The 24,380-nt window shown below is 33.6% G+C and carries 20 protein-coding genes and 1 pseudogene; 11 read left to right on the top strand and 10 right to left on the bottom strand.

Going from position 1 to position 24,380, the window contains the following annotated elements:
- Window positions 1-24: 24 nt before the first annotated feature.
- Window positions 25-693 (bottom strand): TetR/AcrR family transcriptional regulator, encoded by a 669-nt coding sequence (locus SLH52_RS11130; RefSeq protein WP_320209352.1) that lies wholly within the window; start codon window positions 691-693, stop codon window positions 25-27.
- A gap of 188 nt (window positions 694-881) precedes the next feature.
- On the opposite strand from SLH52_RS11130, the gene SLH52_RS11125 reads away from it, so the two are divergent.
- A complete protein-coding gene (locus SLH52_RS11125; protein WP_320209351.1) occupies window positions 882-1,622 on the top strand; it encodes an SDR family oxidoreductase in 741 nt (246 codons plus the stop codon).
- Between the two features lie 462 nt (window positions 1,623-2,084).
- Window positions 2,085-3,746 (top strand): glutamine--tRNA ligase/YqeY domain fusion protein, encoded by a 1,662-nt coding sequence (locus SLH52_RS11120; RefSeq protein WP_320209350.1) that lies wholly within the window; start codon window positions 2,085-2,087, stop codon window positions 3,744-3,746.
- Between the two features lie 117 nt (window positions 3,747-3,863).
- Here SLH52_RS11120 and SLH52_RS11115 read toward each other — a convergent pair whose 3' ends face one another.
- Together SLH52_RS11115 and SLH52_RS11110 are read right to left on the bottom strand one after the other, a co-directional pair.
- Window positions 3,864-4,673, bottom strand: a complete 810-nt coding sequence (locus SLH52_RS11115) for a lipid II flippase family protein (RefSeq protein ID WP_320209349.1) — start codon at window positions 4,671-4,673, stop codon at window positions 3,864-3,866.
- Between the two features lie 176 nt (window positions 4,674-4,849).
- Window positions 4,850-5,155: a hypothetical protein gene (locus tag SLH52_RS11110; RefSeq protein ID WP_320209348.1), complete on the bottom strand. Its 306-nt coding sequence runs from the start codon at window positions 5,153-5,155 to the stop codon at window positions 4,850-4,852.
- Window positions 5,156-5,475: 320 nt separating this feature from the next.
- Between SLH52_RS11110 and SLH52_RS11105 the strand changes: the two genes are divergently transcribed.
- A complete protein-coding gene (locus SLH52_RS11105) occupies window positions 5,476-6,747 on the top strand; it encodes an MFS transporter (protein ID WP_320209347.1) in 1,272 nt (423 codons plus the stop codon).
- Here the strand turns inward: SLH52_RS11105 and SLH52_RS11100 are convergent.
- A complete protein-coding gene (locus tag SLH52_RS11100; protein ID WP_320209346.1) occupies window positions 6,688-7,515 on the bottom strand; it encodes an AraC family transcriptional regulator in 828 nt (275 codons plus the stop codon). The genes SLH52_RS11105 and SLH52_RS11100 overlap by 60 nt on opposite strands.
- A gap of 536 nt (window positions 7,516-8,051) precedes the next feature.
- On the opposite strand from SLH52_RS11100, the gene SLH52_RS11095 reads away from it, so the two are divergent.
- Window positions 8,052-8,495, top strand: coding sequence for a hypothetical protein (locus SLH52_RS11095; protein WP_320209345.1), 444 nt, complete (start codon window positions 8,052-8,054; stop codon window positions 8,493-8,495).
- Window positions 8,496-8,505: 10 nt separating this feature from the next.
- On the opposite strand, the gene SLH52_RS11090 is transcribed toward SLH52_RS11095, so the two are convergent.
- From SLH52_RS11090 to SLH52_RS11070, 5 genes are all read right to left on the bottom strand, one after another.
- A complete protein-coding gene (locus tag SLH52_RS11090) occupies window positions 8,506-8,739 on the bottom strand; it encodes a hypothetical protein (RefSeq protein WP_320209344.1) in 234 nt (77 codons plus the stop codon).
- A gap of 184 nt (window positions 8,740-8,923) precedes the next feature.
- Window positions 8,924-10,531, bottom strand: a complete 1,608-nt coding sequence (locus SLH52_RS11085; protein ID WP_320209343.1) for a multicopper oxidase — start codon at window positions 10,529-10,531, stop codon at window positions 8,924-8,926.
- Between the two features lie 455 nt (window positions 10,532-10,986).
- Window positions 10,987-11,841, bottom strand: coding sequence for an SDR family oxidoreductase (locus tag SLH52_RS11080; protein ID WP_320209342.1), 855 nt, complete (start codon window positions 11,839-11,841; stop codon window positions 10,987-10,989).
- 732 nt (window positions 11,842-12,573) lie between these two features.
- Window positions 12,574-13,494: a hypothetical protein gene (locus SLH52_RS11075; protein WP_320209341.1), complete on the bottom strand. Its 921-nt coding sequence runs from the start codon at window positions 13,492-13,494 to the stop codon at window positions 12,574-12,576.
- The gene (locus tag SLH52_RS11070) at window positions 13,469-14,035 is read right to left on the bottom strand and encodes an RNA polymerase sigma factor (RefSeq protein WP_320209340.1); all 567 of its coding nucleotides are present in this window, start codon (window positions 14,033-14,035) and stop codon (window positions 13,469-13,471) included. The genes SLH52_RS11075 and SLH52_RS11070 overlap by 26 nt, the downstream gene beginning before the upstream one ends.
- Window positions 14,036-15,022: 987 nt before the next feature.
- Between SLH52_RS11070 and SLH52_RS11065 the strand changes: the two genes are divergently transcribed.
- From SLH52_RS11065 to SLH52_RS11055, 3 genes are all read left to right on the top strand, one after another.
- Window positions 15,023-16,042, top strand: a complete 1,020-nt coding sequence (locus SLH52_RS11065) for a phosphotransferase enzyme family protein (protein ID WP_320209339.1) — start codon at window positions 15,023-15,025, stop codon at window positions 16,040-16,042.
- A gap of 90 nt (window positions 16,043-16,132) precedes the next feature.
- A complete protein-coding gene (locus tag SLH52_RS11060; RefSeq protein WP_320209338.1) occupies window positions 16,133-16,609 on the top strand; it encodes a GyrI-like domain-containing protein in 477 nt (158 codons plus the stop codon).
- 237 nt (window positions 16,610-16,846) lie between these two features.
- On the top strand, window positions 16,847-17,557 hold the full coding sequence (locus tag SLH52_RS11055; RefSeq protein ID WP_320209337.1) for a class I SAM-dependent methyltransferase: 711 nt from the start codon (window positions 16,847-16,849) through the stop codon (window positions 17,555-17,557).
- A gap of 249 nt (window positions 17,558-17,806) precedes the next feature.
- Here SLH52_RS11055 and SLH52_RS11050 read toward each other — a convergent pair.
- Window positions 17,807-18,103: pseudogene (locus SLH52_RS11050) on the bottom strand (Type 1 glutamine amidotransferase-like domain-containing protein); the annotation flags it as partial.
- Between the two features lie 900 nt (window positions 18,104-19,003).
- On the opposite strand from SLH52_RS11050, the gene SLH52_RS11045 reads away from it, so the two are divergent.
- From SLH52_RS11045 to SLH52_RS11030, 4 genes are all read left to right on the top strand, one after another.
- The gene (locus SLH52_RS11045) at window positions 19,004-20,437 is read left to right on the top strand and encodes a carotenoid oxygenase family protein (protein WP_320209476.1); all 1,434 of its coding nucleotides are present in this window, start codon (window positions 19,004-19,006) and stop codon (window positions 20,435-20,437) included.
- A gap of 198 nt (window positions 20,438-20,635) precedes the next feature.
- The gene (locus SLH52_RS11040; RefSeq protein ID WP_320209336.1) at window positions 20,636-21,853 is read left to right on the top strand and encodes an acetyl-CoA acetyltransferase; all 1,218 of its coding nucleotides are present in this window, start codon (window positions 20,636-20,638) and stop codon (window positions 21,851-21,853) included.
- A gap of 49 nt (window positions 21,854-21,902) precedes the next feature.
- Complete coding sequence (locus tag SLH52_RS11035; RefSeq protein WP_320209335.1) at window positions 21,903-23,093, top strand: acetyl-CoA C-acyltransferase; 1,191 nt, start codon at window positions 21,903-21,905, stop codon at window positions 23,091-23,093.
- Window positions 23,094-23,221: 128 nt separating this feature from the next.
- Entirely contained in the window at window positions 23,222-24,370 is a 1,149-nt protein-coding gene (locus SLH52_RS11030; protein ID WP_320209475.1) for an acyl-CoA dehydrogenase family protein, read from the top strand.
- Window positions 24,371-24,380: the final 10 nt, after the last annotated feature.

Here is a 24,380-nt window from a genome sequence, read left to right as displayed (position 1 = left end):
ATATTTAATCTCACCCGAAAAATATTATAAATATGACGTTGCTAATTTGCGAGAAAGATGTTCAATAATCTCTGTCATTACTTCATCGTTTGCAGATAGCAGTGTTTCACTTTTGATGATTTGTATTTTTTTTGCTTCGTAATAATCTAATAAAGCCTGTTTAGTTGTTAAGCCTTCTTCTAATAAATAGGTTGGTTCTAGTAACTTTCTTAATGCAACTTCATCTTGCATAAGCAGAATTTGAGGATTTAATGGATGAAAAACTCCTTCTTTCATCCCTTGTTCATAAAAATATTTAATGGTCGTTTTTCTTTTTCTTCTAGCATAAATAATTTCTTCATATAAATTTGGAAAACCAATTTTCAATTCTTCTAAAAACAATTCAGAAATATATATAGCGGTTAGTACTTCTTGCTCAAAAACTTTTTGGAAACGTTCTATATAAGTAAATTGATTATTTTCAATAGTTTGTTCGCCTTGCTTAAAATATTCAATATAGTTTTTCGTTATTTCATTTAATATTTCTTCTTTTGAAGAGAAATAATTGTAAAGTGTCGCTTTGCTAATTTGCATATGCTCAGCTATATCTTGAATTTTAAGTGAATTAAATCCTTGAACTCGAATGATGCTCATTAATTTTTGTGCATATGTTTTTCTCATTTGTTCCCTTAACTTAGGATCAATCTTACGCATAGAAAATCCCCCTTAACAACTTAATTATAACATATACTAATATAGCCCTGTAATAAACACTTTAGACAGAATATGTTTTTTTAGTTTACAATGTTTAATAATAGTGTTATATTTACATATGTAATACATTTTAGACTAAAAAAACATTATTAGTATAAAAGTTAAAATATTAAAGGAGTTGTTTTACTATGACAAACAAAGTGGCAATCATAACAGGAGCGAGTAGTGGTATTGGTCAGGCAACAGCTTTAAAGTTAGCAGAGCAAGGATATCAAGTGATGTTAGCTGCAAGACGAGAGGAAAGATTAAAGGATTTACAAGCACAAGTTAAGGAAATTGGTGGTCACGCTTCATATCATGTGACAGATGTAACATCGTTTGAGGAAATGGAAACTTTAGCGAAAGAAACGATCAATGTTTTTGGTAAAATAGACGTACTAGTAAACAATGCAGGGATTATGCCGTTGTCATTTTTGAACAAAAGAAAAGTGGATGAATGGGATAAAATGATTGATGTGAATATAAAAGGAGTACTTTATGGGATCGGAGCGGTTCTACCGTATATGGAAGAACAAAAATCAGGGCACATCATCAATATTTCTTCTGTAGCAGGGCATCGAGTTGGGCCTGGAAGCTCTGTTTATAGTGGTACAAAATATGCTGTAAGAGCTATTACCGAAGGGCTGCGACAAGAAATGAAATCTGGACAAAATATTCGTACAACAATTATTTGTCCTGGAGCAGTTGCAACAGAACTCACTCATACAATTACAGATGAGGATGTTATCCGTAATTTCCAAGAAAGATATGTTGATTTAAAGACATTACAAGGAAAAGACATTGCAAATGCGATTGCGTATGCAGTTCAACAGCCTGATCATGTTGATGTAAATGAAATCATCGTTCGTCCAACAGATCAAATGTTGTAATATAGTATCATTGCTAATAAATTATATACATGAACAGAGTCTGTCGTTAAGCTTCGCAATAAGTGTAAAAAGATTTTATTACACTAAATTGAGCTTAAGCTTCAGGCTCTTTTTATTAGGCTGTTTTAGATGGTTTATTGTCACTAAACTAGTATAGTAAAAAGGGATTTGAAAATTTTTACAATCAAAATAAATCGCCAACGATAGTTGTGTACTTGTTTATTACTTAATTTTAGAAAACAAATTAATGAGAAAACAGTCTTTTAAGTTTAGCTTTTGTATTTTCCAAATAAGCTAAACGGCTCACATGTATTATTATAGTGAGACAACCTTTCTTTCTTGAAAGGTTGTAATAATTCTTGTACAAAAGCTTATTGGCAAAATATAAATATATATGATATAAATATTAATAAATCTAAAATGGTACATAAATATTTATTTCATACGAGAGGTTGAAAAATTGTGGACAATAACTCATCTAATTTTATTAGACCAATGATAAAGAAGGATTTAGAAACTGGAAAGCGTGATCATGTCACTACTCGTTTTCCACCAGAGCCAAATGGTTACTTACATATAGGTCATGCTTTAGCTATTATTACGAATTTTGATTTAGCTGATGAATTTAATGGGAAAACAAATTTGCGCTTTGATGATACAAACCCATTGAAGGAAGATATTGAATTTGTAAATTCAATAAAACAAGATATAGAATGGCTTGGTTTTGATTGGGATGGGTTATTTTTTGCTTCAGATTATTTTGAAGAAATGTATAACCGTGCTATTTTATTAATTAACAAAGGCAAGGCATATGTAGATGACCTTTCTCCAGATGAAATCCGTGAATACCGTGGCACTTTAACTGAACCAGGTAAAGATAGTCCATATCGGAACCGATCTGTGGAAGAAAATCTTGATTTGTTCAAACGCATGCGTGATGGTGAATTTGCTAATGGAGAACGCGTGTTAAGAGCCAAGATCGATATGAGTTCTCCTAATATAAATTTAAGAGATCCAGTTCTTTATCGTATCTCACATACGACACACCATAATACTGGAGATAAGTGGTGTATTTATCCTGTATATAGTTTTGCACATCCAATAGAAGATGCGATAGAAGATGTAACTCACTCACTTTGCTCATTAGAATTTGAAGATCAAAGGCCTTTATATAATTGGGTCGTTGAAGAAAGTGAAATGGACAGCAAACCACAGCAAATTGAGTTTGGGCGTCTGAACTTAACGAATACTGTAATGAGTAAGCGGAAACTAAAACAATTAGTTGAAGAAGGATATGTTGATGGGTGGGATGACCCACGTTTACCAACTATTTCTGCATTGCGAAGAAGAGGGTATACACCTGAATCTATCCGTGCTTTTATTCGTGAATTAGGTGTAACTAAAGGAACAGGTGAAGTAGATTCAAGAATGCTTGAACATTTTATTAGAGCAGATTTAAAGTTAACTTCACCACGTACGATGGGGGTACTTCGTCCATTGAAGGTTGTCATTACCAATTATCCTGAAGGACAAGTAGAGATGTTAGATGCTGAAATTAATCCTGAAAATCCTGAGATGGGCTCAAGACAAATTCCATTTTCACGAGAGATATACATTGAACAAGAGGATTTCATGGAAAATCCACCAAAAAAATATTTCCGACTATTCCCTGGTAATGAAGTGCGATTGAAGCATGCTTATTTCATAAAGTGTGAAGAGGTAATCAAGGATGATGACGGTAATGTTGTTGAAATACATTGTACGTATGATCCTGAAACGAAAAGTGGCTCAGGTTTTACTGGACGTAAAGTGAAAGGAACCATTCATTGGGTTGATGCAAACGAAGCGATTCCTGCAGAATTCCGCTTGTATGAGCCTTTGATTTTAGATGAGGACGAGCAAGAAGAAGAAAATCAGGAAGAAAAAACATTTATTGATCGTGTAAATCCTAATTCTTTGCAAATTTTAAATGGGTTTATTGAACCTAATATGAAAAATGTAAAACCACAAGATAAATTTCAGTTTTTTAGACACGGATATTTTAATGTAGATCCTAAGCATACTTCTGATGAACAGACTGTTTTTAACTTAATTGTTTCATTAAAAAGCTCATTTAGATTGTAAGAGTTTTTCAAAAGAGGGTCAGCCCCACTAAAACACAGTGGAGCTTGACCCTTTTGTTTCTTTCTCAAGTAATGTAAATCATCTTACCAGCTGTATAAATTACTGTCCAAGTTAACATTAATATATTAATAGATTAGTTAATTTAGTTATCCATACAATCATATACGCAGATGGAATTAAAAATAATTGCGCTAATATTGTGCCAAAAAGCCTTGATATCATTAACCAGCCATATGTTTCAGCCATCTTATCAGCACCTTTAGGATGAAGCATTGATTTTTCTGTTAACAATGCAACTTGAGGATCTAAAAAGATAGTAAGTAAAATAGTGGCAAAGCCATTTATAACCCCTGTAGTCATTAACGAAGCTGTTGATGTTTCATCATTTAGTAAAGAAGCATATAACGATGCGAGAACCCCTGAAGTATAAATAGCAGTTACTATCATATTAGTAAGTAATATTCTTTTCGGTATTCCGCCAATCCGGAGTCTATGTAACATTTGAAATCTAGGGTATTTTACGTATTTATCTGTATGTTTTAGTTTTTGAATATTTGTCGTACTAAAAAGCCTGATAACAGACCCCTCTATTTCAAAACGTTTTATGATCTTAACTGATAACCTTGTCATAGTAGGAAATAGCAAAATCGCAATAAATGTTCCAATGGTTGCACTTAAAAGTACTAATCGTAAAATAGGTATGATATCAATACTTGTATTCACTTTAGCTTGATCAATGATTCCACCGAGTAAAACTACATGAAACATATTCGATGTCCTTGCAACTAGTAAAACAACGCCTGTTAACGATAATGAAACTGCAAGCTTTCTAAGTCGAACCCCTCCTAAACGAATGCTATAAGATAAAGTTTCAACACTGTGTATAACAATAGTAAAAAAAATAATAATAGAAATTATTGTAAACATATAATCACCTAATGCTATCATATTACAATTGAAGACAAATAGATATACATAAAAACGAAAATATAGCGGATATAAACCTTTATAGAAAAATCTAAAAATGTCATATAAAAGTGAGGTAGACTATTTTCAATCTAACCTCACTAGAAGATCAATTTTATTCAGATCGATACATTGACCTAATTTTTGCTTTCTACATAAGGCATGATATCGTAAGGAGTAAGTATGGTTCTCTTTTTTCTTTCATCTGTATACATAAAAACTTCTTTCCCATTTACTTTCCATTCCTTTGATTTTAGGTGTTTTATAATGGCATAGTTTAGTGAATACATTTGTTTAAAAGAATTATAGTCGAGTAAAAGTTGGCCTTCTTTATTGAGTGTAACATTTGTTTCAATGAACATTGATTCTGCTTTTTTTACTGAAACGATAAAGTCAAAGAGTGCTTTTGAATTTTTATATTCAGGTGCATTAATATCCCCCAATTAATTCACTCCCCGTTTGCTTAATAAAATAACACATTTTCTACACTCTATAGTGAATGCAAAATTTAGCCTTAATGTTACGATTAGACGAACTTTGTTAATCAGGTTGCTAACTGCCTGTGTTAAGTTTGTATTGACTCAGAACTTACATATATGTAAAAGGGAATAATGCATATGTTGTAGAAGGGGTTAACATTCTTGTCATATTATTGGTTAAGTAAAGGGTAGCTAACTATTCGTTAACTCATATATTTTCAGTTATCACTAAATATATATAAATATTGTGGAAATATACAGCAATATTTATGAAGGAATAAAACATGGTGATTGCTATCATAAATATTGAGGTGATGATCATGTATAAAAAAATATTTCAAAATCGTAATTTCCTTCGCTTCTTTTTAGGGGGAGCTGTATCACAATTAGGAGATCGGTTAACTGGATGGGCATTTTTATTTTTGACAATAGAAATGACAGGTTCTGCTCTTCATACTACAGGTATGGTCATTGCAGAGACAATTCCATACGTTTTATTCGGTTTAATTGGCGGAGTGGTAGCTGACCAGGTAAATAAAAAGAAGCTATTAATTATAATTGACATGTTAAGAGCACCGATTATTTTATCCTTAGTTATTATAGAATATATGAATTTATTAACATACCCTGTATTACTTGTTTTCGCGTTTATCATCCAAAGTTTCGGCTGTTTTTTTAATCCGTGTCATCGAGCGATGCTCCCGGCGATTACATCAATTGACGAGAGAACAGTTGCAAACAGCTTGATTGATACAGTGTCTAGAGGAATTTCGGTATTAGGCCCGTTTATAGCTATCTTATTAATAAATACGGTTGGTGTAATACACTTTTTTACATTTGATGTGTTTTCATATCTCATTAGTGCCTTCTTCATTTACAAAATGCGAATAAATGAAGAAAAATCAATAGTTATTAAGAAAAGTTTGTTTACAGCATATGGATCAATTAAAGAGTTTTTTATGTGGGTACAGAAAAATGTACAAGTGAGAAATTTGTTCACTATTACTTTTATCGTTGTTTTTTTTAATACGTGGGTTTGGGATGTAGGAATACTGTTAATGATAGTTGAACTCAGTGATAAGAGTGAGACGATCTATTCTATGCTGCAAGGGATTTTTGGGTTAGTAGTCGTAAGTGTTAATTTACTTATTCCTCTTATCTTTAAACAAATGAATTTGAAAACGTATTTATGTGGGTCACTTGTATGGGGAATAGGTATTGTGATATTAACATGGACTACACAATTATATACGATATTTATTGCTATTATCATTATTGGGATTGGTATGCCAATGTCTGGCCTTTCTCGAGTATTTCTCATTCAAAAGTTAGTTCCAGAACACATGCACGGAAGGGGTTTTAGCTTCAATGCTGTACTATTATATTTAGCAAATGTTCTATCGTTAAGCTTATTCGGAATTTTAACGTTATTCATTAACATGCAAACAATCTTTTTTCTATCAGGATTGATAATCATATTGACTTCATTATATTCTCTATCGCGCATACTTTTTTCTAAACATAGTTGGGGTAATATTGTACACTTTTTTAAATAATTGATTATAAGTGTGAATTGATGAAAAACCACAAGCTAATGCGATTTCTATAATTGTTTTTTTAGAATGAACGAGTAAATGTTGACTTTTATATAAGCGATATAATTGAAGCCATGAATAAGGCGATATGCCGATTTTTTCTTTGAAAATATGAGACAATTGGTATTTACTTAGATGGGCGATAGATGCCATATCATCTAACGTCCATTTATGGTTATAGCTTTCCTTCATGGCCTTAATCGTCTTTTGGATTTGTTCATTCGGAGATTCAAATAGTTGACTAGGCCAATTCGGTGAGTGGCTATTAATGGAATATTTCATCAGCATTATTGTGAGCTGTGATATACTATGATCTATAAAACTCTGTAATGAATCTAGGCTATCATTTTCAAGGCTCACGAAATCTTTCACAAACTGTACCCACTTTGTCAGTTGCGGATTGTAGTGGGGCATTTGTGCAAAGTAAATATCATTCCCACCATATTGTAATATTGACTCAGATGCAGCTTGAAGTTCTTTAACATCTAATTCAATTAGCAATTTTTCTTTATCTATAGATAATTGTTTATGATCTTCCATTGGATTAATTAATAGAAAACTATTTTGATGTAGTGTAACATCTGTTTGTTTCATTTGATAATGACTCTCTCCATTTATTGAGTAAATGAATTTGTAAACAGGATCATTCCGCCAGCTTCTTTCTCCTAACTTAGTTGTCCTATTTAACAACAGACCATTTTTATGTTCAATTATCAGATTTGTTTCCATAAATGTTCTCCTCGTTAAAAAATGAATAGTATAATTATAGCATGCTTGGAATTTATGGGGATGTTGTTTTTGTGTTTTAATTCAAGGGTCTTTTCGTAAACTTTGTTGCTATTGAGACTAAATTAGAACAGCAATTAATAATGTTATGCAATTGACCTCACTTTATAGGAGAAAAGATGACACAAATACTTGGTTTTTACGTATTCAGTTCTTAGTACAAAGCAACAATCATTGCGAAAATAGCCTAGATAAAAAAATGATTGATGCTTTTTTAGAAAGTATACAGTATATACAATTAATTCCAGATGAAAACCCAAGAACAAAGAGATGGTTTTACGTATGCGATTACTTTATATGAGGTGGAAGATGTAACTTTTAAGTTTAGTTTAACAAAGGTTGAGGGTGTATATTATCATACAGAGCCTGACATGTTTTCCAATTGTAGGTGAGTTATATAACAAATTAAATATTGAGGATGAATAGTATATTAGCACTTGAATAAGAGATTTCAACAATAGTTAAGGAGTTGATTACCAATGAAAAAAATAATGAACTTATCAATTTATTGTACCTTAGTTTTATTATTTAGTTGTACAAACTCAATTCCGAAAGGGGAGCATAATGATTTAAATATTAATCTTCTAACAAGGGTGGATGTACAAAGGCCAACATCGAATGGGGGCTATGAAGATGAAGTTATGATGATTACAAACAATGAGTTAATTCAAGTAATAAGAAATGTCTTTAAAAATATTAAATGGGAGAGAAAGGTGGATACTAAAATATCTAGACAAGAAGATGTGAAAGCTACCTTTTTCTATAATTATGATGAAAATATGCCTGAATTGTTAACCGACTATTATATTTGGTTTGATGAATTCAATCAAACAGCTATTATTATTGAGGAGGCTGCAAGTTCTCTTGGAACAATTGACGAAGACCATGCCATACTTTTAAAAGAGTTATTGTTAAGCCAATAAAAAAGACTCCTCAACGCTTATTAAATAACGGATCTAGAACCTCTTTCTGAAAACTTTCTAACAGATCAATTTGTGAAGTATACATCATTGGTGAAAAACTTAAAATTAATTGTTCGTGTTCATCCTCAACGATTGTTACATAGTTAATATCCTCATTATTTAAACGCTTTTTTAATTCTTGCTTTAGCGTCTCTAATTCACCCATGCCTTCATTAACGTCGATAGCGATATTTATCCTAGCCATATGTTCAACACCTCTTGTCATTTTTAAATGTTTTAAGTTTTTAAACAGTATAGACAAAGCCTTGAAGTGATAAACGAACAATATTAGAGGTGCTGAATATGGCATTAATATAATCAATCTATTAATATAAGTTTCATACAACTAATAAGAGGGTAAAATAAATGATTATACGAAAAATAAAGTACTAATCTCTGTTATGAAGTTCTTTCCTAAAAATCTTATAGATCATCTCTTTCCATCTTTTTCTTTTATCTTTTCTAATAACTACGTCAAATGGCCTCATCATTTCATAATCCTCATGCTCTAAAATGTGACAGTGCCAAACGAATCTACCCGTGTATGGTGCAAATTTAGCAATAATGCGAGCGGTCTCACCGTGGAAAACGTTAATAACGTCCTTCCACCCGTGATCATTAGCTGCTGGGGGCATTCTTTCACTAATATATTTAATTTGTTTTGTTTTCTCGTAATGCTCAACATCAAATAGTTGTTTATCTAATATTTGAAATTTCACAAGGTGTAAGTGAATCGGATGACCTCCAGTTGTTGGGTTACTCAAGCTCCATATCTCAATATCGTTTAATGCTGGCTTTTCTGTGATTGGATCATCCCAAGTTTTATAATCTAATAACCGAATTCTGCGACCATATCGGTCGTCTTGGGCGATAAGCTCTAAATGTCTTGTTCTAATTGCTTCTTGCTCTTTATAAAAATTGATGTTTGTTAATTTTTGTGGAATGGTACTAGTGTCATTGCTTAATAAAGGTAATGTTACACGAAATTGCATTATAAACCGCGTATTTGACCGATTAATTTCGGGCTCTTCTGGGAATTCATCTTTCGCGTCATTTATTAAGACAATTTTGTTGTGCTTTTGTGAAGAGAAGTCGATAATGACATCAGCTCTTTCAGCAGGGCCGAGGATAATGCTTTTTATAGTTACAGGCTTTTCTAACAACCCTCCATCAGTACCAATTTGAAAAAAAGGTTGATTAGAGTCAAGTCTTATCTTATAATAACGAGCGTTCGAGCCGTTGATAAGTCGGAAGCGATATTTTCGTGGTTCAACTTCTAAATATGGCCATACTTTTCCATTGACAAGAATATTTTCCCCCATGAATTTTGCAACAATTGAGGGATAAATATTTGTAGGGTCATCTGCTTCTTTACTTGGATAATATAAAGAGCCGTCTTTATTAAATGTACGGTCTTGGAGCAAAAGCGGTATTTCATATTTATCTTTTGGCAGGTTTAATGACTGCTCATGTTTACTACGGATCAGATAGTAGCCGGCTAATCCCGCGTATATATTGAGTCTCGTTATACCGATAGCATGATCATGGTACCAAAGCGTTGTGGCATCTTGTAGATTTTCATATTCATACACTTCTTGTTCAAAGAAAGGCCCCACTTGTTTAAATCCATTTGTAAACCAAGCATCTGGGTAACCATCGCTATCTGCAGGGGTTATTCCTCCATGTAGGTGGACAACTGTTCGAACTTCCGGAGTATCTTTTCCTGCGCCATGTACGGTTTTATCGATAGGCAAAAAATGCTTAGAAGGTAAATCATTAATCCATTTTACTCTAATTCTCTCACCCTTTGACACTTCGATCACTGGTCCAGGGTAAGTGTGTTCATATCCCCACACACGTGTTTTTGGCATAGAACTATGGAGGGACTGTTGAAATTCTGTCATTGTTACCTCATAATATTTTATCCCATCCTTCACATGAACTGGTTGTAATACTCTCGGAATTGGTAATTTATCGATAAATTTTAGCAGATTCATCGCATCTTCACCTTTTCTATAAATAATTACTAATATAGTCTATTTTATAAATAACACAGTCATGAATGAAAAAATGGATTCGCAAAAGTAACTATACAAGGTCAAGCAAAGAGAAGTGTTTTAATTATAGCTTAGATGTTTTTTGTTGCGGAGTCATGTGAGGGTATGTAAATTAAGCTTTAGCTCTATTACGGTTGACCTTTTTAGACAGGTAGAGTTGAGTTTCCACCTGTCTATTATTATGATTCTTTTCGTAAACTTCGTTGCTTTTTTCACTTACGTCTGAAGTAGCTAAGGTGTATTATATGATTTTTATTTTGGAGAAAAAAGATACTACGAACCCTCATTGTGTAAGTGTTGTTACTTCAAATGCGAAAAAGCCTTCATTAATGAATTATTTCTAATATAACAAGCTAAACCTATTACTGATGGTTGGGTTTTTACCTTACATCTCGTTATTTACCTAACATTTGTTGAATAACATCTTTTGTTTGAAGTAGGCCAGTCGGATCTTCTTTTGTTTTATACTGGCAAAATTTTTCAGACCAGTCTGATGTTCTAATCCTTAAAGGAAGCGGATTCGTACTTAGTTGAGATAGGATAACATCTGCAACTTCTGATGGGGTTTGATAAATATTATCAGATCGATTTGTCCTTGAGCCCATATAGTCATTAACAACTTGTTCAAAATCATCCTTAGGAAAGCCACCTCCACTAGAGACGCCTGCAAGAACACTTTTAGCGAATTCAGATGAAATACCGCCTGGCTCAACAACCATGAACTCGACTCCGAAATACGGAGTTACATAAGTAGCAAGGCTCTCATAGTAGCCTTCAAGAGCAAACTTTGTCGCACAGTATATTTCATTTAAAGGTTGTCCTACTAAACCACCAACTGATGATATTGCTACAATTCTTCCTTTTTTCTTCTCACGCATATAAGGAAGTACAGCTTTTGTACAACGAATTGCACCAAATGTATTAATATCAAATACATTGATATATTCTTCTTCAGAAGATTGTTCAGTCGTTTTGATATATCCAATTCCTGCATTATTTACTAATAAGTCTATATGTCCTTCTTGACTAATTACAGTTTGAATAGCTTGATCTACTGAATCTTGTGACTGGACATCTAACTGCAATAACTCAACAGTTAAACCTGATTGTTGTAACTCTCTAATTGCTTGACCTTTCTCTAAATTTCTCATTGTTGCGTAGACCTTCCAGCCTTCATTTGCCAACTTTTCTGTTAATGCAAAACCAAGACCAGTCGAGGTTCCTGTTATTACTGCAATTTGTTTTTCCATAATTCATCCTTCTTTCTAATTTATTTACTAACTTGTACTATCCTAGTAATGTAAATGAGGGATTAGCAATACTTTCAGATATTGGACAACAATGCTTAGCTTATACTGACGTGAATTTTTTAATTACACCCATTTATTCTGTACATAATAAAATACTTATATAATTTATCATGGCATATTGTCTTTTTCACAATAGACATAGAATGTTCTTTTGCTAAGGCTGTTTTTCTTGATAATAAATAAACACGTATTTAACAGTAGTTTCGTCTCTTTTAAAATGATGACGAGTTCAGAAACCCTAGTTTAGTATGTCTATTCGTATATATAACAACAATGCTTACTAAAAGAGCCTTCTATTTTAAAGGAGCATTGCTAATCAAGCTGATTATAAATATTAGAGTATACTCTAAGTCAAGAAGAATAAGCTAAAAAATCATTTTAAGAAGTGTAGGTATGTTTATGGTTAAGTGGATATAAATAAATTTCGTGAAAGAAAGAGGATTTTAGTAAATGGAGAACTTCATATAATGATAATAGCCTGTCTAACAAATGACAGGCTATTAGTTTTATCTATCTTGGGATATATTGGTAATTTACTCTTGCTACTGAATCATACTACTCACATTTTCATGGTTAAAATATAAAGGATAGACATGCTACAAATATCGCTTAATTTTTTTCATGAAAATGAATCAAAATATCATTTTACACTTCTCATTTCGCAGAATTACTTTATTGCTGGATCAAGTTCTCTGTTAATTCAATTATATAAACTTCATTTTCTAAACCTCCACCATTAACAATATGGTACATCCATTTTGATCCATTATGCTCTCTCACAAAGTCTACATGAGCTTTTTCGGGATCATATAAATACTCAATACCGTCATGTTCCCTTTTCTCTGAACGCTCCAAATCTTCTTGAGGTATAGATAAGATAGGAGTATATGATGTTGGTGCAGTACTAATTATTACATTGATCTCATCAGAATTACTAGTTTTTTTATATTTTATACTTATCTCGCCTACTAAAGAATTGTGATTTACTTGTCTAGTGATATATTGTAATCCTTGTTCTTTTGCCTCTAAATACATATTCTCTGCAAGCTCAGCTATGTTTCCTTCCCATGCCCCACCATATGTTACAGTTGCTTGAGCAAATTGGTATGTCTCAGGAAAGATTGTTGGTATAATAATCTCCTCTCCTATAGCCTCTTTTAGGTCTTGGAAGTCTGAAAACTCTGATGGTTTATAGATAGGAGTGATCGCTGTCACTCCAAGTTCTTCATATTCATCTACTGCAATAAAATATTGGAATTCACCTGGTTCAATTGTCTCTGTTAGCTCTTCAATCACATCATCATACGTAAAACTTCTTTGATCACTATACCCAGTAACTTCCATTAATTCTTCGTTGTTTGAGTTAACAAATGTCCAACCAGACAGTTTAGCTGCAACACTAACTGTTCCAGTTAATATTAAGAATATGGCTGTTGTAATAAATATTAGTTGTTTATTGACAGATGAAATTTTCTTAGGGCTTTGAAATTGTTCAGATATGGCATCATGTATTTTTTGTTCGTCCATTTCAGGGACATGTTCGCTTTTATATGCTTGCTTAAAATGTTCAATTGATTGAAATTTTTTCATCATTAACACACCCCATTTCATTTGAAGTTGTATGCTTTTTTAATTTTTTTATCGCACGTTCATAACATTTTCTTACTGCTGACTGGCTACTATTAACTATTGTTGATATTTCAGAATATGGAAATTCATTTATCACCTTCATTGTGACTATTGCACGCTCTTTTGATGTTAGTTTCCGTAGCAAATACGATATTTCTTCGTTAAATTCAAGTTCGCTATTGATATACTCTTCTTCTGGCAATAACTTAATATCTGTCTGATAAGGGATAAAACTAATTAATTTTTTTCTTTTTAATACATTTAAACAATGTCTATAAGCAATAGTATAAAACCAAGGTGATAAAGTAGATTGAGAATGAACTTTGTGGAAACTTTTGTATGCTTTTAGAAATACTTCTTGTGTTGCATCCTCTGCATCTTGTCGGTTTCTCAGTAAATGATAGCAATATTTATGTATTTTCTGGTGGTATTTTACAATACATTCAGTAAAGTCGTTCTCCTGTGTTGTGGCTATACTATCTTTAGTATTCTTGAATACTTGCACTTTTCTTCCCTCCTTTTTGATGTTCTACTTATTACCACAATCTTGTGACTTAATATGTGACATGTTTTTAAAATTCGCATAATAATTAGTGAAATTAATAAACTAACACACTTTATCATGAAGTTTGTTTGTAACTGCTACATTTAATATAAGCACTAACTTCATACTTATTTTACTTAGTTTAATTGGTTACTAGATAGTTGTAAAAGCAAATGATGCATCATAATGATAATAGCGAGCAATATTTGTGAAAAAAACCTACTTATTAAATCAATTCAAAAAAAATGCCCTTAGTAATAATATCTAAACACGAATACATCTAACATATATACATACTAGTTGCTCGAATATAAGTGTGAAAAAAATTTACGAAAAGAGGCTTCCGAAAAAATAACTTTAAATGCTTCTAAAGATCCTATATAACAGAAGAGGACAAACAATAGCAAGATTGCTGTTCTTGTTTTTTAACTATTATGGATACTTCAACGGTTGATTTATACTATTATAATTGGTATAATTTTCTTACTATTATAGAAGGGAGTGAGAGTTAGTGATGACTAATTTAATGAGGATAACCTTGGGAATTACATGTATTGCCTCTCACTCATGCGGAATAAATCATTAGCTTGTTTTTAAATATATGTGTTAGAAATGAGTATGGTGTGAGTATGGATTTTTAAAAAAGCTGTTATGAGTCGATTTGGTGTTCGTAAAAAGTAGATTAGTACCAAAGAGTTAACAGTGACTATGAGAAGGATGAGTTTTTAAGCCACAAGGTTATTTAATATAGCCTTGTGGTTTTTTTAATGCACTCATAAAACAGTTAAATAATACTTTAGCTTCATGTCCAGTTGTTCCTCAATAATATAAGTCAAACAAAGAGTGGATAGTTACGAAAAGCAATTAGTAGAGTAACAAAGATTAGCTATAAAGAGAAGAAACTTTGAGGAGAAATTAAATAACAAAAGAAAAAAGGAGCCTTTTCTAATGATGAAAGTTAAATATCTTTTTATTAATGTAGATTTAGCAGAGATGTTAGTGCAAAACTGGGAAAATGATATAGGTTCAATAGCAGCTTTGAGAATATCCACCAATGCGATTTACACGTTTAAGTACAAAGGTGAGACAAGGTTTTTAAGATTTTCACCCAAAACAGAAAAGTGTAGAGAGAACATTTTAGCGGAGCTTGAATTTATTACTTACTTACGCAGTAAACGATACGACGCATTAGAGGTCGTAAATGCACAAAATGGTGTGGATCTTATTGAGGCACAAACTCCTTGGGGTGTTTATTATGCTTCTGTATTTAAACGAGTAGCAGGAGTACCTATAAATAAGACTGATTTTAGTGATCATGTCTTGTTTAGCTATGGCAAAGCACTAGGGAAACTTCATCAGTTAGCTTGTGATTATAAGCCTGTAAGGAACACACGCTGGTCGTATAGTGATGTGTTACATTGGATAGATCATACGTTGAGTCACTTTCCAAACGAAACTGCAGCTAAGGTGGAAACATCTATGCTTAAGCAATATTTTAAAACTATTCCTGTAACAAAACACGACTTTGGTTTAGTTCATTATGACTTTGAATACGATAATGTTTTCTACGATGAGGCTTCACATTCCTGTCATATCATCGATTTTGACGACGCTATGTATCACTGGTATGTTATGGATATAGTTCAAGCACTTGATAGTATAAAAGAATGTATGTCTGATGACAACTATCAGGTAATGAAGAAACAATTTTTGGCAGGATATCTTACAGAAAATGAAATCTCAGAAGATATGATGTCAATCATTCCTGCATGTAAACGTTTTGCTAACTTATATGGGTATGTACGTGTCTTACGATCAGTAGATGAACAATGGAATCATGAACCTCAGTGGCTAATTAAGCTGAGGAAAAATTTAAGCAAATCTATAAAGATTAATTCATTAAACTTTGGAACAGAAATAAAACAAGAGGGGAGTTTTGGCATTGTAGATCAAAGCACCACACTATAATAGTTTAATATTCAGAAAATGATTTACAACACTTTTTCAATCAATTAAACTAAGACTTGTATAAATTAACAATTTTTTGGAGGTGGAAGTATGCAAAACATAGACCATATGAAGCCTGTACTTATTGAACATGAAGAAATAAAGCTTATAGGAATTCCGTGTATAAGCTTAAAGGACATGAAGAGTAAATATGAAAATGCAAAGGAAAGCTTGTTTGCTATATCCCAGCATATGCCACAAGTTGTGAACGGGCGAATTCATTACGGAATTTGGCCAATAACAGAATTACAGGATAATCCTGAAACACATGCATATATTCTCTGTGTTGAAGTAAAATCTTATGATGGCATACCTGAGTGGTTTACGAAAATCACTCTACCTAAGCAAAGCTGTGTTGTAGTAGCAAACAACGACCATGATTTTAATGCTGCAGGAGAAGCACTGTATTCTTTTGTAGAAAAAAATAACCTAGAGTTAAGCTCTAACGGTCGAAAGTATCGAATTTGTGAAAAATACGACTATGATGTAGATGGATATGTACGTTATTCGCTTCCAATTGTTTCATAATCTAAGCTACAATTTATATAATTGTTAGATAATAAAAGGGCTAAATACGAGCCCTTTTATTATTTGGGTGTATCTCGTTTAAGATAACTTTTAAAGTCTTCTTTTTAAGCTTATAGAATTAGAAAATAGTATCGTTGTTTAATTGTTCTAAAATAGCATATATATATTCTTATTTAGGAACGATACTTAATTATTATATTAATATGAGTTTTGATGTTTTTAGGAGGGGGGATAAACATGCCCAATAAAACTGCTGAAACGTTTAATCTGTTAGCTAAAACATACGCAGAGAATGTTGATAATGACAGTCCTTATAACGCTTTTTATGAACGGCCAGCAATGATGGAATTGTTGCCAAAACATTTACATAATAATAATGTTCTTGATGCTGGTTGTGCAGCTGGGTGGTATGCAGAGGCATTAGTTAAACGAGGAGCTAGTGTAACAGGAATTGATATAAGCCCTCGTATGGTTGAAGTAGCTAAGCAAAGGCTTAATAATAAAGCAAGTATATTGTGTCAAGACCTGGAAAAGAGCTTGCCATTTGAAAATGATGAATTTGATGTTATTGTTTCATCATTAACACTTCATTATATTAAAGACTGGGAATTCACATTTAGTGAGTTTAATAGAGTATTAAAGCCTCATGGAACTTTGTTATTTTCAGTACACCATCCTTTCATGGAACTTACTCATTTCAAATGTGAGGACTATTTTGAGCAGAGGGTGATATCAGATATATGGAGAAAACAAAATATTACAATTGAGGTACAATATCGAGGTAGACCTCTACAGCAAATTATAGCTGATACGGTAAAATTTTTTAGTATAGAAGAAGTGGTGGAACCTCAACCGTTGGAAATAATGAAAGAGGATTATTATGATGCTTATAAGTATTTAATGAAAAACCCTCACTTTATCATTGTTAAAGCAGAATCAAAAAAGTGAGTACAATGCTAATTAGAATTGAGTGAAATATCAATTATTTAAGGTGCAGTTGGATATTAAAAAGCCCTTTTTGGGCTTTTTTCAAGTAACATGAATGGTCACTTTTTTCAAAAGCGAATTTTAATTGTAAAATACAAAACTAGAATTTAGTGGTTTCCTAATTCATTGTTGTTTAACAAATTCTAGATAATTAGGTCAATATGTGCTTAGTTCCCTTGCTAAAATAAAAAATATTGTTAATAGGGGTAATTATATGTTCTTCCCACAATATTGCACTGCCATCGGGTATAGCGTATATTTCCTTATTTGCTGATAAAAGAGTAACTCCCGATCAATGTTTTCGTCATAGTGAACTTCTACACAAAAGTCTACTAACTCTATACCTATGATTACTTGAGTTTCTGGATAATCGTCATCCTTTGTGATTAAACAGTTTTCACTAAAAACTAAGGCTCCTGCACTAACTCCGACCGTTATTCCTGAAGAACTTTTAATACTGTGTAGCAACCCTTTCGTAAGCAGCCTTTCAATTAACTTTTCAGGTCTTCCTCCTGTGAAAAAAGTATATTATGACTTTTTATTTCATTTTGCAGCTTCACTTGAAAGCTGATAATCAAGAAGTTTAATATGTTGAATCCCGAAATTGTTAAATGTTTCTCTTACAAAGTTATACCATTTATCAACTTTGAACTCTTCTGTTGCTAAAGGAATTATTAAAAGTCTATCTTCTACTTTGACGTGATATGCTAAATAGTTTATTACAACATCGAGTTCCCGTGTATGAGGATCTCCTCCCCCGATAAAACAAGTTTCATTTTGCGTTTCTCCACGTATTTTATTGTATTATACCAATTTTTAGGTTTCTTATTAGAGTAAATTTCCAAGGTATAAAAATTGAAAGTAAGGCATGATCAAAAAGTCATATAATCATAAACCAGCATTTATTAAATGAGCTTATTTGTCTAAAAAACTCGAATTTTTTTACTAGATATAGCTCCGATATTATGTCATTATTATGAATAATAAGTTATTTACTCAAGAGTAAGTAAGGTTGTTTCTAATAATAAATCACCTATCTCATTACCTACAAATCTATTAACTTCAACCATATTAACATCTATTCTCCAACTTTGATTTAGGCTCTTTTCGTAAACTCTGTTACTATTTTTTTGTAAATGGAAAATATGCTGAGTTTTATTAGAGCTTTAGTACTGTAAAAGTAGAAAAGATGCCCCGAACACTTACGCGCTTATATCTAAGAATCTACAGCAACAACAGATGTGAAAACAACCTTGATTTAAGTAGGACTTACGTAGATGAATTTTCTAAACGCAAATGGTGTGTTTTTTGTCGCTTTGTAAGAAAATTTCTTATATAACTGATAATTCGGTTTAACGACACGAATTGACAAGTTAATAATTTATGTAGAGGGGGAAAAGGGTGAAGATGAAAAATGATATGATTGATTTCGCACTAGAAACAAATGTGAATCCGTATTTATTGGGAAAATATAAGCCTATACATGATGAAGTTTTTGTTGAAGATTTAGAAGTCATTGAAGGGGAGATTCCTAGAGATATAAATGGAATTTATGTGAGGAATGGTCCTAATCCCAAATATGAAACGAGAGGCAGATATCATTGGTTTGACGGTGATGGTATGCTTCACTCAGTTCAACTTCGTGATGGAAAGGTAAGCTATCGAAACAGATGGATTAAAACAGCTGCTTTTGAAAGAGAAGCCGCTGTAGGAGAATCAATATGGTTTGGGCGTATGGAATCTATGGTGAAAAACCCAAAGGATATGCCATTGAAGGACACATCAAATACCGATGTTGTTTTCCATAATAAACAACTGATGACCTTGTGGTATATGTCAGGTAAACCATACAAAGTTGATCCACAAACGCTTGAAACGTTAGGAATTGAGGATTTTGGAGGGAAGTATAAAAATAATATATCAGCGCATACGAAAGTAGATGAACAAACAGGTGACTTAATGTTTTTTGATTATGGACCATTAAGGTCATCGTTGACATATGGAGTTGTATCGGCTTCGGGCATTTTAACGCATTGTGTAGATGTCGATTTACCTGGTCCACGCCTTCCTCATGATATGGCAATTACAGAAAATTATTCGATATTAATGGACTTACCGTTATTTGCTGATCCAAATGCAATTAGCAAAGGCCGATACAAAGTCGAATTTCACCGAGACGTACCTAGTAGGTTTGGTATTATTCCTCGTTTTGGGTCAAATGAAAATATTCGATGGTTCGAAGCAGAGCCTTGCTATATATATCATACGATCAATTCTTGGGAAGAGGGAGATGAAATCGTCTTCCTCGGTTGCAGGGTTGAGGAACCAATGCCTGAAGTAACAAAAAATGCTAGTCCGCTTGCGAGAATGTTAGCCTATTTACAGTTAAACGCTAGGTTATACTATTGGCGTTTTAATTTAACAACAGGCTTGGTTAAAGAAGGATTACTTGATGATGTAAATACGGAATTTCCTACCGTGAACTTGAACTTCGTAGGCAGAAAATCACGCTATACGTACAATGTTCATATTTCTAACGAACAAACGTTATCGTTTGATGGCCTTGTAAAGTATGATACCGAAAAACAGAACTCTGAAACGCTCATGTTTGGGAAAGGACGATACGGAAATGAAGCAGCTTTTGCTCCACGGCAGTATTCAAATTCAGAGGATGACGGTTATTTAATTACGTTTGTTCACGACGAAGTAGAAAATCAATCTGAGTTATTAATTATAGATGCTCTTAATTTTGCTAATGGGCCAATCGCAAGGGTGAAAATTCCTGTAAACATTCCGATAGGGTTTCATGCATGCTGGGTCCCAGGTGAAAAGATAGATTAAGATACTGAATAGTTAGTCAGCAGTAAAAAAGGTATGCTTGTTTGAAGTTCGTATAAAAAGGGTGCTATGGTTAAAACAATTTAACTAAGGTTTTTTTCGTAAACTTTGATGCTAATGTTACTAAAAAATACAGGTCCCACAAAGGTTAGTTGTGTACGTAACGACTACAGCTTAGATGAAAATATAGGAGGCAATTTATTGTATATATTAGGAGGGTACCAAACAGATTTTGCGAAAAATTGGAGTCGCCTGGATTTATCTGTATTTGACATGCTGAAGGAAGTAGTAGAAGGAGCATTGGCGAATACAGATATTTCCCCCCTTGAAATTGATACTGCACATATAGGAAATTTTGCTGGGGAACTATTTAATAAACAAGGACAATTAGGAGGTTTATTTGCAGCTATCCATCCAGAATTTGCTGGAATCCCAACATCACGTCATGAGGCTGCGTGTGCTTCAGGTAGTATGGCGATACTTACAGCTTCTGCTGAAATTGAGGCTGGACGTTACGATATAGCTTGCATTATTGGAATAGAAGAGATGAGAAATGTTCCAGCAAGGAAGGCAGCAGAATACTTAGGATCTGCGTGTTGGTTAGGGAAGGAGGCGGTCAATGCAACATATCCATGGCCATATCTCTTTAGTGAAATTGCTGAAGAATATGATAATAGGTACGGGATGTCTAATGTGCATTTAGCTGAACTTGCTAAGAAAAATTTATATAATGCGCAAAGTAACCCAAATGCACAAACAAGAAACTGGAAACTAGATAAAGAGAATTTTCTAGAAGATGAACAAAAAAACCCAGTAATTGAAGGAAGGCTACGGCAAATAGACTGCGGGAGAATTACTGATGGTGCAGCATGTATTATTCTAGCTTCAGAAGCTTATGCAATTGAATATGCAAAGCGTAAAGAGATTAGATTATCAACAATACCTAAAATTAAAGGATGGGGACATAGGACTGCTACCATGCTTTTAAGCGATAAAATGCGAGAAAGTAGAGATTCACCGTATGTTTTTCCTCATGTAAGAAGAACAATTTTAGATGCTTTGTTTAGATCGAATATTAAAAGTATTGATGAACTAGATGTGATAGAAACACATGATTGTTTTACGATCTCAGAATATTTGGCTATCGATCATTTTGGTTTAACAGCTCCGGGGAGAAGTTATGAGGCAATTGAATCTGGCATGATAACAAAAGATGGAAAGCTCCCAATTAATCCAAGTGGGGGGTTGATAGGGGCAGGTCATCCAGTTGGGGCAACAGGGGTTAGAATGCTTTTAGATGCTTATAAGCAGGTGACGAACACGGCGGGAGATTATCAGATAGAGGGCTCAAAAAATGTTGCTACGCTGAACATAGGTGGTAGTACAACTACAAGTGCAAGTTTCGTAGTAGGGGTGTAGCTTACTTCCCTATTTTATACACCATCAATAATATGAAGGTGGGGAGATAATGGAAGCATATATTTTTGATGCAATTAGAACACCGAGAGGTTCAGCCCGAAAAAATGGCTCTTTACGTTCGATCAAACCTATCAATTTAATAAGCCTGTTGTTAAACGAAATTGTCCTACGAAACGACTTCGATGCTAAAACAATCGATGATATAATTCTAGGCTGTGTTACCCAAACGAAGGAACAAGGTGCAAATATTGCTAGAGTAGCTGCACTTCATGCTGGGCTACATCATTCTGTTGGTGGAATGACGGTAAATCGATTTTGTACTTCTGGATTAGATGCGATCAGTATTGCAACACAAAAAATTGCAACAAAAACTGATCATTTAATCATTGCAGGAGGTATAGAATCAGTTTCTCGCGTGCCAATGTTTTCTGACAAAGGAGCATGGTTCACGGATAGAGAAGTAATGCAAACAACTCAGTTCGTTCATATGGGTGTTGCAGCCGATATTATGGCATCTTTGTATTCAATTTCAAGAAGAGACGTTGATTTATATAGCATTGAATCGCATCGAAGAGCTAGTAGAGCAACGAGGGAAGGATATTTTAATAAATCTCTCATACCTGTGTATGCACAAGATGGTAGTTTATTATTAACGCAAGATGAATGTTTTTTAGAGCATGTTAACGATAAAACTTTTTCTTCCATAGAACCGAGCTTTAAAGGAGGTGAAACAGATAAAAACGTATTATCTTCTATACCATCACTAACTGAGGTTACTCCTACACACCACTGGGGAAGTTCCCCTGCTTTAGCTGATGGTGCTTCTGTCATTTTAATAGGTTCAAAAGAAAAAGGAGAAGAACTTGGACTACACCCGAGAGCTAAAATACGCACGACTGCAACTACGTCAGTGCATCCTCTTCTACTTACAGGGGGACAAAATGCACTTGCCAAAGCACTTGATAATACGAATTTAACTGCCAAAGATATAGATATTTTTGAGTATAATGAAGCTTTTGGCGCTACTGTCTTACACTTCATTAATGATTATAATCTTGATCATGAGAGAGTAAACAGAAATGGCGGCGTCATATCAATGGGGCATGCATTAGGTGCAACCGGAGGAATGCTCCTTGCCACTTTGTTGGACGAAATGGAGAGAGTAGATTATGAGCTTGGTGCAGTAGGGATAAGCGGCGGGGCAGGTGTAGGGTCAGCAATAATTATTGAACGAGTATAACTATACACATTTTCTAGGTGTAAAATTGTATCCATAGAGATTAATGGAAACGATAACATTACTAAGTGAACCATTGTTATTGTATAGAATAATAATTATTAGGGGGAATGTTAGTGAGTACTACAGTTATGCAAGAAAATAAATTGTTTAACAAGGAGCACCATATATTTCGCCGTTCATTACGAAAATTTTTGGAGAAAGAAGCTTTGCCTTATTTTGAACAATGGGAAGAAGAGAAATGTATTCCTCGAACATTTTGGAAGAAGATGGGTGAGCAAGGATATTTATGCCCATGGGTTGACGAAAAGTATGGTGGAATCAATGCAGACTTTGGTTACTCGGTTATCATTGGAGAAGAGCTTGACAAAGTAGGGGGAGGCCTAGGAGGAATAGGCTTACATAATGATGTTGTTATGCCTTATATCGACTCTTATGGGACAGAAGAACAGAAGAAAAGATGGTTTCCACCAGCTTTAACAGGTGATCTTATTTCAGCAGTAGCAATGACCGAACCTGGCACTGGTTCAGATTTACAGGCTGTAAAAACAACAGCTATTGGTGACGGCGACTCCTACATTCTGAATGGTGAAAAAACATTTATAACCAATGGGATACACTCTGACCTCGTCATCGTCGTTTGTAAAACAGATCCACAAGCAGAACCTGCATATAAAGGTGTAAGTTTAATCGTTGTTGAAGATGGCACACCAGGATTCAAAAAAGGAAAGCAACTAAAGAAGGTTGGGCTACATAGCAATGATACTTCAGAGTTAATATTCCAGGATTGTCGTGTCCCAGTTACAAATTTATTAGGTGAAGAAGGAAATGGTTTTTATTATCTTATGGAAAAGCTTCAGCAGGAACGACTCGTTTTAGCAATCGCAACCCAGGCTTCGTGCGAAAGAATGCTCGAAATAACAATAAACTATGTGAAGCAGCGTGAGGCATTCGGTAGACCTATCGGTAAATTTCAAAACACGCGTTTTAAATTGGCAGAGATGGCTACTGAAATACAGATTGGTAGAACATTTGTTAATGATTTAATTAGCAAGCATATGAATGGTGAACATGTCGTTACTGAAGTTTCAATGGCAAAATGGTGGATTACTGACCTCGCTAAAAAAGTAGCGACTGAATGTATGCAGTTACATGGTGGCTATGGTTTTATGGAAGAATATGAGATTGCTAGAAGGTTTAGAGATGTACAAGTGGGCTCAATATACGCTGGTACAAACGAGATAATGAAGCAAATTATAGCAAAAAACATGGGGCTATAATGGACTAATT

Origin of the sequence: Cytobacillus sp. IB215665, assembly GCF_033963835.1 — a bacterium.
Taxonomy (GTDB): Bacteria; Bacillota; Bacilli; order Bacillales; family SM2101; genus Nanhaiella.
Note: the sequence above shows the minus strand (reverse complement) of the source record. Positions and strands in the feature narration are given on the sequence as shown.